Consider the following 14353-nt stretch of genomic DNA (forward strand, 5'->3'; position numbering starts at 1 on the left):
TTCCCAGAAGGGCCAGAAGGAATCCGACATGGACATCCGCAGCAACGACCCCAATTTCCGCCGCAGCCAGGCCGCCGACCACAAGACGGCCCGCATCCAAGCCCACCGCCTCAAGCAACAGGGCCTCGAGCAGGGCGGCGAGACCGACAACCGCCACGAGGGCGGCAGCCGCCGAATCCAAGCTCACCGTCACAAGATGCAGGAGGCCGAGGCCAAGCCGGTGCCCCTGCCCACGACGGACGACCACCAGACCGCCCGCATCCAGGCCCACCGCCTCAAGATGCAGGAAGCCGAAGGCACCCCGGTGCCCCTGCCGACGACGGGCGACCACCAGACCGCCCGGATCCAGGCCCACCGGCTGAAGAACCAGGCCCTCGAGGAAGCCGGCCAGGCGCGCACCGATGCCCCTGCCGCCCGCCAGGTCACCGGTCTCGACCGCATCGACCTCTCCGAGAGCGCCCGCGCCGCCGCCCGCGTGGTGGACAACGCCGCCACGCCCCCGGACCGCCTGGCCGCCCTGCGCGAGCTCTACCAGAGCGGCCGCCTCAACTCGCCCGAGCGCCTCGAACGAGCCGCCGCCGCGATCCTCGGCAAGTCCGTGGACCAGCTCGGCTGATCAGAGGGGTCGACCCCCTCGACCTCGCTGCTGCCCCATCCTGTCTCGTGCGGGCCTCGGCCCGACCACTGAACCCCGTCGCGCTCCGCTAGTGTCCTGGATCAGAAATTCGGCGTCACTGCCCGGAGGTCCGATCGATGCTGGCTAGGCGCGCCGACGACGCGTATCCGCTGCGATACTCGGAGGAGGCGCAACGACGCCAGCGGCGATCGGAGCCCGGGAAGTGACGCCGAATTTCTGATCCAGGACACTAGGTGCGACGGGGTTCTTGGTTGGAGGGCAGTCGACTGGGCAAGGCCGCCGTGGCCGCGAGCCGAAGCCGCCCTCTCGCGAGCTCGCCCATCGGTCGCCAGGACCAACCGCGACATGGGCCTCGACCAGGCGATGGATGCGCTCCAGGGGCCGGAGATGATCGCCGACGAGCCGGTGCCGAGCTGGAAGTCGCCGGCCACGGCAGTCGGGAATGGATCTGGCCCTTGGCTTCAAGCTCGCAGCCGGAGAGCTTCGTCTTGCAGTCGATGAACCACGCACCTTGGCTCGCCGTCATGTTCGCCTGGATCAGCTGTGCCGCAGCCGCGGCGCGAATCGCACGACTACTGAAGTCGTTCGCGCAGTCCTGCGCCGGCGCGCGGTCATCGATCCAGGCCGTGCCGGTGTTGCCCGTGCGCTCCAGCACGTCGTGGCCCTGATGAAGGCCGAGGCCGCGCACGAGGCAGGTCTGGGCGAATGCGGGGCACAGCACCGAGGACGCTGACAGGTCGACCAGTGTCCTGGTTCAGGAATTCGGCGTCACGGCCCGGAAGTCCGATCGATGCTGGCTAGGCGAGCCGACGACGCGTATCCGCTGCGATACTCGGAGGAGGCGCTGGCGACGCCAGCGGCGATCGGAGCCCGGGAAGTGACGCCGAATTCCTGAACCAGGACACTAGTCCGACTCTAGCCCGCGCGCCGACCTCGATGGGCAGGCGCCCCGCTCAGAGCTGCTGCGCGAGCTGCCAGGCGGCGAAGCGCACGAAGCGTTGGGGCGAGCTGAGCGCCACTTCCCAGCGGGAGCCGCCGTCGCGGGCGCCGTCTTCGCGGCCGTAGTAGGCGACCAGGGCCTTGCGGACGGGCTCGTCGGTGGCGTCGAGTTCGACGCTGGCGTTCCAGATCACTTGTCCCGTGTCGACGGAGACCAGCTCGGCGTAGAGGCCCACGGCCAGGGGCGCGTAGACGCGCTCGCGGGTGATCTCGAGGTGCAGCACGGCGTCGACGCGGTAGCGCTCGGCGACGCCCAGGAGCCCGTCGATCGACCAGTGGCCGTCGAGGCGCGGCGAGTGCAGCGGCAGCTCGTCGAGGTCGAAGGCGCGCAGGGCGATGACCTCGTAGGGCGTGCCGGAGGCGACGAAGGAGGTGAAGTCCTCCTGGAGGGCGCGCAGCTCCGGGCCTTGCGGGCCGTCCGCGTCGGGCGGACCGTCGACGGGCAGCACGGCTACCCGCGCGATGGCGTAGGTGTCGAAGTCGGGCGCGACCCGCGCGTGCGAGAGCAGCGGGACGGTGGGCGCCATGCAGCCCGCGAGGAGCGACCCTGCGGCCAGGACCGCGGCCGTGGCGACGCGCGCGATCACGGCTGCTTCGCGCCGGCCGCGGGGGCCGGGACCGCGCGCTGCTTGTCGATCAGGATCTGGATCAGGTCCTTCTCCGACTCCAGACGTCGGATCTGGGCCGTGACCAGGCGCGCCGACAGGTCGGCGTTCTGGGCCTCGAGGTCGGCGATGCGCTTGTCCTTGGTGTTCTGCACCTGCTCGAGCTCGGCGCGGCCGAAGTCGCCGGCCTGGAGGTCGTGCTGCAACTCGACGATGCGCTCTTGCATCAACTCGAGTTGGCCCGTGAGGGCTTCCACCTCGATCCGCAGCGAGTCGCGCTCCTCGAGCACCGCTTGGTACTGCTGCAGCATCAGCGGACGACCGGTGCCGCCGGGCTCCAGGTCGCGGGCGGGCGCGTCCAGGGCCATGCGGCTGCCCGCCGGCTCGGCGTAGACCACCCCGCCGTCGCCGTAGAGCGGCGTGGTCGGGCCGGGCTTCTGGGTGAAGGGGGCGGTGATGCCGGTCGAACCCGGACCGACCACGCGCGCCGCGTCGGCGGCCGCCGTTTGCCCCGGGGGCGTGGCCGAGTAGGCGCCGCCGCCCTGGCCCAGCTCCGAGCCGCCGCGAACCTGCGGTGCCCAGCCCGACATGCCCGCGGACTGCGCGGGCGAGTAGGCCTGCTGCAGTTGGCCGGAGCCGGCTGCTTGGCTCCCGGGCGTCGCGCCCGGTCGTGCGTAGTAGAGGGGCCCGGCGCAGGACGCCATGCCGAGGGTGCAGAGCAACCCGAGCTGGGCCGTGGCGAATCGTTGGTGCTTCATGCCTGTCACTCCTCCGTGACGTCTCCCGCGGGATCGTCGCTCTCGACTTCGATGAGCGATCGCTCCCCACAGGAACAGGTGAATTCGATGCCGACCACGCGCCCTTCCAGGCGCACCAGTCGTGCTGCTTTCTCGTGTTTCGACGAACCGGGCAGCGCCGCCGGCGGGTCGGCTCGGCGTGCGTCCAGTTGAACGCGATCGCGCTTGATGATCGTCATGGCGCGGCGGCTCAGCCCTCTCCCAGGTCGGTCCGCAGGGACACGTTGAGGCGGTAGACGGCGCGGCTGTGGAGCTGGCTGACGCGCGACTCGGTCACGCCGAGCACCTCGCCGATCTCCTTCAGCAGGAGGCCCTCCGCGTAGTACAGGGAGATCACGGTCTGCTCGTTGTCCGGCAGCTCGCCGATCGCCCGGGCCAGGACGCGCTTCATCTCGACCCACTCGGCGCTGTCGACCGGATCCTCCGAACGCGGATCGGCCAAGAGCGCGCCGAAGTCCTCCGTCGGGCCGTCGTCGAGTGAGACGACCATGCTGGTGCGCGCGGAGGACAGGATCTGGTCGACCTCCTCCTCGGAGATCTCCAGGGCCCCGGCGAGTTCCTCGGGACTGGGCGGACGGCCCAGGGACTGCTCCAGCCCGCGGCGGGCGGTGTCCAGGTCGCGCACCCGCTCGCGGCGACCGCGGGGCAGGAAGTCGGCCTTGCGCAGCTCGTCGATGATCGCGCCGCGGATGCGCGGGAAGGCGTAGGTCGAGAACTGCAACCCGCGCCCCGGGTCGAACCCGTCGGCGGCGGCGATCAGGCCCAGCATCCCGTACCCCAGGAGGTCGTCGCGGTCGATCCGCGCCGGCAGCTCCACCGCGAGCCGCCCCACGATGTGGTGCAGAAGCGGCAGGTGCTCGAGGATCAACGCCTCGCGAGCGCCGGGGTCGAGCTGGCTGGCTTGTTGATAGGGGGTCACGGCTGGGGCGTGGTGGGTTCAAGGGCCAGGGCGAGACGGGGGGTCAATTGCCCTCCGCCGCCGCAGCCTCGTTGGCTGCCCTTTCTTCGGCAGCCTCCTGCCGGAGCCTCCATCCCAGTGCCTTCGCCGAGAGGCGAAAGTGTGCCAGGACTGCAACCCAGGCCAGGACGCCGCGCAGGGCGGCTGTCTCCGCCGGCGCGTCCCACAGCAGTGAGAGCAACCCACAGGCGGCGCCGGCGGCCACCGCCAAGCGGTGTCCCAGGGCCATCCACGCCGGGGGGCAGGCAGTTCTTGCTCGTTTGGCCATCGGACTGCGTCAGGGGCGGACGACGGCTCGGGCCAGGCGTTCGTAGCGCAGGGTGATCGTCTCCAAGGCGCGGGCCACCGCCGAGCTCGGCGCCGAGCGCACGAAGGGTTCCTGGCGCGCGGACCCGGCCACGACCTCGCGGCCGCGGGGCAGATGCCCGAGGACGCGCGGCCGACGCGCCAGGAAGCGTTGGCAGACCGCGGTGAGCCGGTCGCTGACGCGCTGGGCCTCCTGGGGATCCCCGGCCATGTTCACCAGCACCTCCGGCGTCGGCAGCTCGAGGCGGGCCTCGCGCGCCGCGGCGTCGAAGGCCTTGATCAGCCCGTAGGCGTCGGTCAGGGCGGCGGGATCGGGAGTGGTCACGACCAGCACGTGGTCGGCCTCGATCGCGAAGCCCAGGACGTCGGGACCGATGCCCGCCGCGCTGTCGGCCAGGATCAGGTCGTAGTCGACGGACAGCTCCGCCAGCCCCTCGAGCAGGCGCCGGCGACGGCTGCTGTCCGGTCGCGCCATCTCCAGCTCGCCCGAGCTCGCCGGCAGGAGGTCGAGGCCCGGCTCGACCGTGCACAGGCACTCGCGCAGCTGGGCTCGGCCGCAGAACCAGTCCTCCTGGTTGCGAGCCGGGTCCCGGCGCAGCAGCACTTGCAGGTTGGCCAGGCCGAAGTCCAGGTCGACCGCCAACACGCGCAGCCCGCGCCCCGCCAGGGCCAGACCGACGTTGGCGACGAGGGTGCTCTTGCCCACGCCGCCCTTGCCGCCGGTGACCAGGGCCAGGGGCGCTTGGCGCCGGGGCCCGCGCAGGGTCGCGGTGGCGAGGTTCGCGGCCTGCTGATTCACGCGAGCCTCCCGCGCAGGACCAGGTCGGCCAGGCGATCGCGGGAAGGACGGTGCAGGTGGCCGCGGATCTCCTGGCCGTCGCACAGGAAGGCCACGCCCAGGCGCGCCCGCACGGCCAGCTCGACCGCCGGCGCGGGCTCGTCGGTCTCGTCGAGCTTGGTGATCACCAGGCCCTCCGGGTTCAGGCGCGCGAAGGCCCGGTGAGCGCGCTCGAGGCTGCGCATGCCGGTGGTCGCGGACAGCACCAGGTAGGCGGCGGTGGGACCGAAGTCTGCCAGCTCGGCCAGGCTGGTCTGGATCCGGCCCAGCTCGCGGGCATCGTTGGGGCTGCGGCCGGTGGTGTCGACCAGGATCGCGTCGAGGGGGCCGCTGGCCTCTACGCGAGCGCTCAACTCGGCGCTGCTGCGCGGCGCCCACAGGGGCACTTCCATGCGATCGGCGAAGGCGCGCAGCTGGTCCACGGCACCGGCGCGGTAGGCGTCCAGGGCGCAGATGGCGATGCGGCGACCGGCGCGCGAGAGGCTGTCCGCGAGCTTGGCCACGGTGGTGGTCTTGCCGACCCCGGTCGGACCGACCATCGCGATCAAGCGCGGTTGGCCGGTGGCCTTGGGTGCGGGCGCGATCGAGAGCTGGCGCGAGAGGGCGGCCGCGGCGGCGTCGATGGCGTGGGTCCCGCGCTGTCCGGTGGCGGTCACCGCGGCGCAGATCTGCTCGGTCCACTCGCCGCTGCAACCGCTGGCGCGCAGGCGCCGGCGCAGGTCGCGCAGTCCCGGGTCCAGGGAGGGCAGCACGTCGGTCAAGCCGTGGCTCTTGGGCGGCTCGTCGCCGAAGCCCACCGCTGCCAGGCGCTCTCGCGCGCTGCTTTCGATGCCGACGGCAATGGTCACGTCCCCCAGGGGGCCCTTCTCCTGTGAAAGGAAGGCGGCCTTCTCCCCGTAGATCTGCGCCGCGCGCGTCAGCGCGTCGCGAAGGTCCTTGCCCCTGACTCGGTGGATCTGCATGTCACTCGCCTCGGATCAACTGGGGTCGTCGTCCATGCGGACGATCTTCTGGGTCTCGATGCTGCCCGCCGCGGTGACCTCGCCGTAGCTGAGGACCGCGACCTTGGGCAGGGACGCGCGCACCAACTCGGACACGAAGCGCCGGACGTTGGAACGCACCAGCAGCACCACCTCGCGCCCGCCGCGCGAGGCCTCCGACATGGAGCCCTCGACGCGCTCGACCAGCTCGCGCAGCCAGGCCGGGCCGATCGGCGCCGACTGGGCCTCGTTCTCCGCGGGACCGCCGCTGCCCACGGCGTGGGCGATGCGGGCCTCCACGTCGGGGTCGAGGGTCACCGCGTGCAGGATCCCGTCGGCGTCCGCATGCTGCTCGCACAGGGAGCGGCCCAGGCGCTGGCGCACGCCCTCGGTCAGGGCGTCCACGTCCTTGGTGCGCTCGGACTGGTCGGCCAGGGCCTCGAGAATCGCGGGCATGTTGCGAATCGGAGCACCCTCGCGCAGCAGGTTGCGTAGCACCTGTTGCAGCAGCCCGTAGCCCACGCGATCGGGGACGACCTCCTCGACCACCGCCGGTGCGACGCGCTTGACGTTCTCGACCAGGTCCTTCACGTCGTCGCGACTCAGGATGTCGCCCAAGTGCGCACGCAGGACCTCGCTGAGGTGCGTGACGAGCACGCTGGTGGAGTCGATCACGGTGTAGCCGAGGATCTCGGCCTCGTCGCGATCCGACGCACTCACCCACCAGGCCGGCAAGCCGAAGGCGGGGTCGATGGTCTCCTTGCCCTTGACCTTGCCGGTGGTCTGCCCGCCGTCCATGGCCAGGTAGCTGCCGGCCTCGATCACGCCGCGCGCGACCTCGTCGCCGCCGATCACGATGCGGTAGGCGCCGGGCTCGAGCCGCACGTTGTCCTTGACCCGCACCGGCGGCAGGACGAGGCCCTGGGTGCCCGCGATGCGTTTGCGCAGGTTGGCGACGTGGTCGAGGATGCCGGTGCCCTGCTTGTCCTGGACCAGCGGGATCAGGCGATAGCCGATCTCGAGGCTGATGCGGTCCACCGACAGCAGCTCGAGGATCTCCTGCTCCTCGGCCTGCTTGGCCGCGTCGTCCGGATCGACCTCGTCGGCGGGCTTGGACGCGGGCCCGTCGTCCTCGAGGACGCCGGCGCGCTCGAGCAGGGCCCGCGGACCGTCGGCCCCGCGGGTGAACTGCCAGCCGATCAGCATCAAGCTGGCCAGCAGCATGAACGGCAGGCGCGGCATCCCCGGCACCCAGGCCAGGGCGAAGATCATCACCGCCACCGTGGCCGTGGCGCGCGGGCGCCCGCCGATCTGGGCGATCAGGTTCTGGCTCAGGCTCTGGCGGCCGGAGGCGCGGGTCGAGAGCACCGCCGCGGCGGTCGAGACGAACAGCGCGGGGATCTGGCTCACCAGGCCATCGCCGATCGTCAGGCGGCTGTAGCGCTCGGCGGCCTCGCCGAAGTCGAGCCCGCCGGCCGCGCCCACGGCGATGCCGACCACCAGGTTGAGCGAGGTGATGATCAAGCCCGCCACGGCGTCGCCGCGCACGAACTTGGAGGCGCCGTCCATGGCCCCGTAGAACTCGGCCTCGCCAGCGATCGCCTGGCGCCTGGCGCGGGCCTCGTCGGCGCCGATCAGGCCGGCGTTGAGGTCGGCGTCGATCGCCATCTGCTTGCCGGGCATGGCGTCCAACACGAAGCGTGCAGACACTTCGCTGATCCGGCCCGCACCCTTGGTGATCACCACGAACTGAATGATGACCAGAATCAGGAACACGATCAGGCCCACGACGATGTTGTCGCGCACCACGTAGGCGCCGAAGGCGCTGATCACCGAGCCGGCGTCGCCGCCGGAGAGGATCAGGCGCGTGCTCGCCACGTTCAGCCCCAGCCGCATCAACGTCCCGAACAGCAAGATGGTCGGGAATGCCGACAGCTCCGCCGCATCGCGCACGTTGATGGTGACCAGCAGCATCAACAGGGAGAAGGCGATGTTGAAAGTCAGCAGCGAGTCCAGCACCCAGGGCGGGAGCGGCATCACCAGCGTCATCATCAACGCCAGCACGCCGCCGCCGACCAGCAGGTCCGCGCGCTTCAGGATCCCGGCACCGAAGCTGGTCGGCGCTTCGCCACTGGCGGCGGCGTTCTCGGCAAGCTCGCTCATGCGCCCTGGGCCTCAGCCTTCGGACCGCGCCCCTCGAGACGCCAGACGTACTGGATCACGGTGGCCACGGCCTGGAACAGGTCGGCCGGCACCATGTCGCCGACCTCGGCCTTGGCGTAGAGCGCGCGCGCCAGGGGCACGTCCTCGTAGAGCGGGACGTCAGCCTGGGTCGCGATCGCCTTGATGTGCTGGGCCAGGTCGTCGACGCCCTTGGCCACCACCCGCGGCGCGGCCGGCAGGTTGCCCTCGGCGTCGGGCTCGTAGGACAGGGCCACGGCGTAGTGCGTCGGGTTGGTGACCACGACGGTCGCTTCGGGCACCTCTTGCATCATCCGCCCGGTGGCCATCTCGCGCTGGATCTGGCGCACGCGCGCCTTGACGTGGGGATCGCCCTCGTCCTGCTTGTGCTCGCGCTTGACCTCCGACTTGCTCATGCGGTTGTCCTTGGCGAACTGGCGGCGCTGGTAGATCAGATCGAGGACCGAGATCAGCAGGATCACGATCAGGGCCGCGGCCGCCGCGACCAGGATGATCGACATGCCTCCGCGCAGGGACGGGCCCAACTCGTTGCCGGCGATGTCGAAGACCCGCGGCAACTGCAGGTAGACCGCCGTGACCAGGGCGGCGGTGATCGCCACGAGCTTGAGCATGGCCAGGCCCAGTCGCATCGCCCCGCGTGCCCCGAGCAGGCGCTTGCTGCCCTTGATCGGGTCGAGCTTCGTGAGGTCGAACTCGAGCGCCTTGCCGGCGATCCGGAAGCCGATCTGCCCGTAGCCGGCGACCAGGCCGACGGCCAGCATCGGCGCCAGGGTCAAGAGCAGCGGCGCGGTGATGCCCATCACCTGGGCCTTCATGATGATCGCGGCGTCGGGCACCGTGATCTCCCCGCGCGACAGCTCGCCGAGCTGCTCCACCGTGCGCGCGGTCAGCCCGCCGATGGACTCCAGCAACTGGGGCCCGCCCATGGACATGGAGACGCCGGCGCCGACCAGCATCATGGCCGCGATGAACTCCTGACTGATCGCCACGCTGCCCTTCTCGCGCGCCTCCTCGAGCTTCTTCGGGGTTGCGTCTTCGGTTTTCTCTTCCTTGGGGGTTTCGTCGGACACGATTCAACCTCCCAGGGCGTCGAGCCCGCTCGCGGTCCAGTAGCGCACGTCCTCGAAGATGCCGCCGAACAGGGGCGCCATCACCGGACTCAGGATCAGCATCACGATCAGGGCCACGCCCACGCGCAGGGTGAAGCCGAGCTCCAGCACGTTGATCTGCGGCACCGTGCGAGCGAGCAGGCCGACCATCACCGAGACCATCGCCATCAGGACCATGAAGGGCGCGCCGAAGGCGACCCCGGCGCTGATCGCCTCGCCGAACAGACCCACCACGAAGTCGGTCACGCCGAGCTGGGCGCTCATGCTCCCCACCGGCGCGCGTTCGAAGGAATCGACCAGGCTCTGCACGACCCAGTGGTGCGCGTTGACCGCCAAGAGCCCCAGGATCGCGAAGCCCTCGTAGATGAGCGTCACGATCGAGGAAGACACGCCGGTGCCGGGGTCGACCTGGTTCGCCATCTGCAGCCCCATGTCCAGGCTCAAGAGCTCGCCCATGACCCGCACCACCATCACGCCGAGCTGCATGATGAGGGCCAGGAAGAAGCCGATCAGGGCTTCGCGCAGGGCCATCACCGCGAAGATCGGTGCCGCGTACACCTCGGGCAGTGGCTCGCCGCTGGCCGAGAAGGAGACCGCCGACAGGGCGATGATCAGCGCGATCTTGGTGCCCGACGACGAGAGCGTCTGACCCAACAGAGGCGCGGCCAGTACCATCGTGCTGGTACGCACGAGGTACAGGCCGAAGGCCTCGATGTTGGCGGGATCCAGGAGCGGGTTCACGTTGTTCCGTCGGCGCCGTTCAGGACAGGCCGAAGACCTTGATCTGTCCGAAGATCTCGCTCGCGTAGTCGCGCAAGAGCGAGAGCGCCGGCGCCAGGAGCACGAGCGTGACCAGGATCACGGCGAGCATCTTCGGCACCAGGCTGAGGGTCTGCTCTTGGATCGACGTCAGGGCCTGGAACAGACTCACCAAGAGGCCGACGGCCATGCCGCACAAGAGCACCGGCGCCGACAGCATGATCGTGACGATCATCATGTCCCGCGCCAGATCGACGACTTTGAGGTCGAGTTCCATGGCTGCTTCAGGCCGCGGTTGCGAAGGAAGTCACGAGCGAGTGACAGATCAGGTGCCAACCGTCGACGAGCACGAACAAGAGGATCTTGAACGGGGTCGAGATCATCACCGGCGGCAGCATGAACATGCCCATCGAGAGCAGCACGCTGGCGATCACCAGGTCGATCACGAGGAAGGGCAGGAACAAGAGGAAGCCCATCTGGAAGGCGGTCTTGAGCTCCGAGAGCACGAAGGCCGGCACGACCACGTTGAAGGGCAGCCCGGCGGACTGGATCTCCGCCTCGTCGAGGCCGGCGATCTCGGTGAACAGCGCGAGCTCGCCGGGGCGCGTGTTGGCCAGCAGGAACCCCGAGAGCTCGCCCCAAGCCAAATCCAGGGCCTCGCCAGAGTCCATCTCGCCCTGCGAGTAGGGCACGTAGGCCTCCTGGTGGACGCGGGTGATCACCGGCCCCATCACGAAGCTCGTCAGGAACAGCGCCAGGCCGATGATGATCGGTGTCGGCGGCAGCTCGTTGGTCGACAGGGAGCGACGCACGAAGGACAGCACGATCACGATGCGCGTGAACGAGGTGACGGAGATCAGCGCCGCGGGCAGCAGCGAGAGCGCCGTCAGGACCAGGACGATCTCGATCGCCGAGCTCAGGCGCTGGTCCTCGGGCAACTCGGTTTGATCCGCGCCCGAGTAGCCGTCCTCGCCGTCGAGGCCGTCGACCAGGGTCGAGGTGCCGGCCTCGGCGATGTACTTGTCCTCGGCGATCTGGGCCGAGACCGTGGGGCTGGCGAACAGCAACACGATCAGCGCCACCAGGGCGCGCAGGCAGTTGCGGTGGGTGCGGCTCATCCGAGCAACCCTCCGTCGCGCAGGGCGTCGGCCACGGTGGCGGTCTGGCGCCTCTGGGGTAGGGCCGCGGCGGGTTGCGGGGCGGCCTGGCGGCGGCGGCCCGCGCCCTTGGCGGCGGCCACGCGGCGCACCAACTCGCGCTGGGCGTCCACGTCGCCGGCGCCCGCGCCCGCGCGGGCGCGCACCCGGTCGGCGGCTGCAGAGGTGGCCTCGGGCCCGAGCTCCGCGCCGATGCGCGCGAGCAGCTCGGAGAAGCGACCGGCCGGCGCCGCCTGGCGCGCGGGTGCGGGAACCGGCGGGACCGCGTCCGGCTCCCCGTCGACCTCGGCCACCAGCGAGACCTCCTTCTCGCCCACGCCCAACACCAGGGTGCGGTCGTAGCAGGAGACCACGACCAGGCGCTGCTTGCGCCCGATCGTCAGCACGTCGATGACCTTCAGGGAGCGGCGCATGGCGCGGCCCTGGGCGGTGCCCTGGACCAACTTGCGCAGGCCGATCGCACCCAGGCCCAACAGGCTCAGGATCCCGATGCAGGCCATCAGGTAGCGGGTCCACTCGATCCCCACGCCTCCCGCCGTGTCGATTTTCGCGACACTGGCGACGGCCAGTCCGAAGGCGTCCAACATGCCCACACCTTTCGGAGGGCGGGGCCCCGGGGCCCCAGGGGCGAATCGCGACAGTCCCAGCCTTGGACCCGAAGCCGGGATCCGGCGGCGCTGCCCCGAACGCGACCGGACCGCAGGCGCCGGTCGGGAAGAGGGCTTCCCGGCCGACGCCTGCGGTCCGAATGGTGGGAGCTCGGCTCAGCCGGCCATGTCGCAACTGCGGCCGAGCGGGCTGTCGCCGGAGCCCGTCGACTCGAGCACCCGGCGCGCCGCGCGGGTGCGGGCGATGTCGCCGGCCACGGCGCCCGAGCGCAACTGCGCCCGGGTGCTGAGCAGCACCGACAGGCGGCGAGCGCGGGCGACGGTGTCCACCGGCAGGGCAGCGCCCGCCTCGTAGAGCTCGCGGAAGGCCTCGAACGCCTGGGCGCAACGGGCGGCAGCCCGCTCCACTGCTCCGGCTCCACGGGACGAACCCACGCCGCGCTCGATCTCGGTCAAGAGCGCTTCTTGGGCCGCCACGAAGGCGGCGGCCACGTGGGCCGGATCGGCGGCGCTGCTCACGCGGCCTGCCCGACCTGCAACTCGACCTGTTCCCAGGCGTCGAGCAGGGTCCGCATGACTGTCAGCGCCGGCAGGAGGTGCTCGCCGTTGCGCTCGCCCATGGCCAGGCCCAGGCGCTCTTCGACGAAGAGGTACAGGCCCTCGAGGCGCTGGCACAGGTCCGGCGAGTGGCTGTGGTCCAGGCTGAAGCGCAGTTCGGTCACGATCGCGTCGGACTTGGCGATGGCCTCGTTGAAGGCGGCGACCTGGGCCGGGAGCTCCAGCCTGCGAGCCTGCTCCATGCGGCGGATGGCCGACTGGTACAGGAGCCGGACGATCTTGATCGGCGGCGCGCTCTCGAGGCTGGTCTCTTGGTAAGCGGCGACGGGGTTCTTGGAGCTCATGGCGGATCAGTTGTCGGTCTGGATGCCGAAGCTGACGTTGTTGAGGAACTGTTGCTGCGCCTGGAGACCGGCGAGAGTCTCCTCGAGCGCCGTGAACTGGGCGACCAACGCGGACTCGAAACCCTCGAGCCGATACTCGAGCTCGCCGATGCGCTTGTCGATGAACGTGTTCTGGTCTTCGAGCGTCTTCTTGCGCGAGCCGAGCAGACCGTCGAGCTTGCTCCCACCGGTGCTGACCTGGTCGTCGAGCAGCGAGTCGAGCTTCTGCGAGATCAGCGAGAAGAGGCCCTTGTCGGCGGAAGTGTCGACGTAGAACTCACCCGTTCCAGTGGCCGCTCCGCCATTGTCGAAGCCGTCGTTGTCGACGAAGAAGTCGGCGAAGGCGTCGGGGTCCTCGGCCAAGAGGCTCTTGGCCTTGGCGCTGTCGAGGGTCATCTTGCCGTTGATGTCCAGGGAGATCCCCAGCAGGCCGATCGAGCCGTAGGCGCTGGTCGAGTCGACCAGATCCGACGAGTAGATCGTGTTCGAGAGGGCCGAGCGGATCGTCCGCAGCGAGGACTCGCCGAACAGGGAGCCGCCGGCGCCCTTGTCCTCGTCGTAGGTTGACTGGGTGGCGATGAAGTCCATCACCGCGTTGTAGGAGTTCACGAACTCCTGCAGCGAGCCCACGATGGCCTCGTCGTCGATGCCCACGTTGAACGTGATCGGCGCGCCGACCGGAGTCTCCGCCTCGACCGAGAAGGTCAGTCCGGTGACCACGTCCGAGAACTCGTTGCTGGAGCGCTCGATGGCCAGCCCGTTGAGCACGATCTCGGCGTTCTGGGCCACGGTCAGGTTGGCGTCCACGTCCAGGGCGCCGTTGCCACTCACGATGTCGAGGTTCTGAATCGTGTAGTCCGCGCCGGTGTCCTTGCCCTCGAGTACGAGCACGTAGTTCGGCGCGTTGTCGTCACCGGTGTTGATCACCGTGGCCTGGACCACGTCGCCATGCTCCTCGTTGAGCTGGGCCGCGACCTCCTCCAAGCTGGAAGTGCCCGAGAAGGCCTCGAACTCGATCGCCTGCCCGTTGTAGTCGAACGAGATGTTGACCCCGCCCAGATCGGTCGTCTTGTCGACCACGCCCTCGGCCGACCAGCGGTCCGCCTGGGCCAGTTGGTTGATCTCCAGCGTGTAGGCGCCGTCGGCCGCGCCGCCCAGGGCCTCGAAGGAGGCGAAGCCCTCCGCGCTGGGCGTGACCGAGTTGGCCAGGAAGCCCGAGTTGGAGGCCAGCTCCTCGGCCTTCTTCTTGAGGCTCTCGACCAGCCCGCTGAAGGTGTTGAGGCCGTTGATCTTGGCCTGGTTGCCGGTCTTCTGCTGCTGGAGCAGGTTGATCGGGATGCTCTCCGCCTGAACCAGTGCGGAGATGATGGCCTGGGTGTCCAGACCGCTGGCGATCCCGGAAAATGCGATGTTGCCCGTCATATGGTGTCCCTTCCCGACGTGGCCCGAGGGGCCGG

The 14353-nt window shown here is 70.1% G+C and carries 18 protein-coding genes; 2 read left to right on the forward strand and 16 right to left on the reverse strand.

Annotation, left to right across the window (positions count from 1 at the left end; translation table 11 throughout):
• Nucleotides 1-28 precede the first annotated feature (28 nt).
• Both Pla133_RS24835 and Pla133_RS26780 read left to right on the forward strand, forming a co-directional pair.
• Nucleotides 29-616 (forward strand): hypothetical protein, encoded by a 588-nt coding sequence (locus Pla133_RS24835; RefSeq protein ID WP_145070415.1) that lies wholly within the window; start codon nt 29-31, stop codon nt 614-616.
• 476 nt (nt 617-1092) lie between these two features.
• Nucleotides 1093-1305: a hypothetical protein gene (locus Pla133_RS26780; RefSeq protein WP_419195414.1), complete on the forward strand. Its 213-nt coding sequence runs from the start codon at nt 1093-1095 to the stop codon at nt 1303-1305.
• A gap of 285 nt (nt 1306-1590) precedes the next feature.
• Here Pla133_RS26780 and Pla133_RS24840 read toward each other — a convergent pair whose 3' ends face one another.
• The 16 genes from Pla133_RS24840 to fliD form a co-directional block, all read right to left on the reverse strand.
• Nucleotides 1591-2223, reverse strand: a complete 633-nt coding sequence (locus Pla133_RS24840) for a hypothetical protein (protein WP_145070417.1) — start codon at nt 2221-2223, stop codon at nt 1591-1593.
• Nucleotides 2220-2999, reverse strand: a complete 780-nt coding sequence (locus tag Pla133_RS24845) for a hypothetical protein (protein ID WP_145070420.1) — start codon at nt 2997-2999, stop codon at nt 2220-2222. The genes Pla133_RS24840 and Pla133_RS24845 overlap by 4 nt, the downstream gene beginning before the upstream one ends.
• Nucleotides 3000-3004: 5 nt before the next feature.
• On the reverse strand, nt 3005-3217 hold the full coding sequence (locus Pla133_RS24850; protein WP_145070422.1) for a hypothetical protein: 213 nt from the start codon (nt 3215-3217) through the stop codon (nt 3005-3007).
• A gap of 11 nt (nt 3218-3228) precedes the next feature.
• Nucleotides 3229-3957, reverse strand: coding sequence for a sigma-70 family RNA polymerase sigma factor (locus Pla133_RS24855; RefSeq protein WP_145070425.1), 729 nt, complete (start codon nt 3955-3957; stop codon nt 3229-3231).
• Nucleotides 3958-4000: 43 nt separating this feature from the next.
• Nucleotides 4001-4264: a hypothetical protein gene (locus Pla133_RS26785; protein WP_145070428.1), complete on the reverse strand. Its 264-nt coding sequence runs from the start codon at nt 4262-4264 to the stop codon at nt 4001-4003.
• A 9-nt stretch (nt 4265-4273) separates the two neighbouring features.
• Nucleotides 4274-5101 (reverse strand): nucleotide-binding protein, encoded by an 828-nt coding sequence (locus Pla133_RS24860; protein WP_419191945.1) that lies wholly within the window; start codon nt 5099-5101, stop codon nt 4274-4276.
• Complete coding sequence (locus tag Pla133_RS24865) at nt 5098-6102, reverse strand: flagellar biosynthesis protein FlhF (protein WP_145070432.1); 1005 nt, start codon at nt 6100-6102, stop codon at nt 5098-5100. Before Pla133_RS24865 ends, Pla133_RS24860 begins: the two co-directional genes overlap by 4 nt.
• Nucleotides 6103-6117: 15 nt before the next feature.
• Nucleotides 6118-8283 carry a flagellar biosynthesis protein FlhA gene (gene flhA / locus Pla133_RS24870; protein WP_145070434.1) on the reverse strand — a complete coding sequence of 722 codons (2166 nt, stop codon included), beginning with the start codon at nt 8281-8283 and terminating at the stop codon, nt 6118-6120.
• The gene (locus Pla133_RS24875; RefSeq protein ID WP_419191946.1) at nt 8280-9392 is read right to left on the reverse strand and encodes an EscU/YscU/HrcU family type III secretion system export apparatus switch protein; all 1113 of its coding nucleotides are present in this window, start codon (nt 9390-9392) and stop codon (nt 8280-8282) included. Before Pla133_RS24875 ends, flhA begins: the two co-directional genes overlap by 4 nt.
• Nucleotides 9393-9395: 3 nt before the next feature.
• On the reverse strand, nt 9396-10172 hold the full coding sequence (locus Pla133_RS24880; protein WP_145070438.1) for a flagellar biosynthetic protein FliR: 777 nt from the start codon (nt 10170-10172) through the stop codon (nt 9396-9398).
• A 19-nt stretch (nt 10173-10191) separates the two neighbouring features.
• Nucleotides 10192-10467 carry a flagellar biosynthetic protein FliQ gene (locus Pla133_RS24885; protein ID WP_145070440.1) on the reverse strand — a complete coding sequence of 92 codons (276 nt, stop codon included), beginning with the start codon at nt 10465-10467 and terminating at the stop codon, nt 10192-10194.
• A gap of 7 nt (nt 10468-10474) precedes the next feature.
• Nucleotides 10475-11308 carry a flagellar type III secretion system pore protein FliP gene (fliP, locus tag Pla133_RS24890; RefSeq protein WP_145070442.1) on the reverse strand — a complete coding sequence of 278 codons (834 nt, stop codon included), beginning with the start codon at nt 11306-11308 and terminating at the stop codon, nt 10475-10477.
• The gene (locus Pla133_RS24895) at nt 11305-11934 is read right to left on the reverse strand and encodes a flagellar biosynthetic protein FliO (protein WP_145070444.1); all 630 of its coding nucleotides are present in this window, start codon (nt 11932-11934) and stop codon (nt 11305-11307) included. Before Pla133_RS24895 ends, fliP begins: the two co-directional genes overlap by 4 nt.
• A gap of 177 nt (nt 11935-12111) precedes the next feature.
• Nucleotides 12112-12474, reverse strand: coding sequence for a hypothetical protein (locus Pla133_RS24900; RefSeq protein ID WP_145070446.1), 363 nt, complete (start codon nt 12472-12474; stop codon nt 12112-12114).
• On the reverse strand, nt 12471-12857 hold the full coding sequence (gene fliS / locus Pla133_RS24905) for a flagellar export chaperone FliS (RefSeq protein WP_145070448.1): 387 nt from the start codon (nt 12855-12857) through the stop codon (nt 12471-12473). Before fliS ends, Pla133_RS24900 begins: the two co-directional genes overlap by 4 nt.
• Nucleotides 12858-12863: 6 nt before the next feature.
• On the reverse strand, nt 12864-14318 hold the full coding sequence (fliD, locus tag Pla133_RS24910) for a flagellar filament capping protein FliD (RefSeq protein WP_145070450.1): 1455 nt from the start codon (nt 14316-14318) through the stop codon (nt 12864-12866).
• Nucleotides 14319-14353 lie beyond the last annotated feature (35 nt).

The sequence above is a fragment of the Engelhardtia mirabilis genome (genome assembly GCF_007748095.1).
Lineage (GTDB): Bacteria > Planctomycetota > UBA1135 > UBA1135.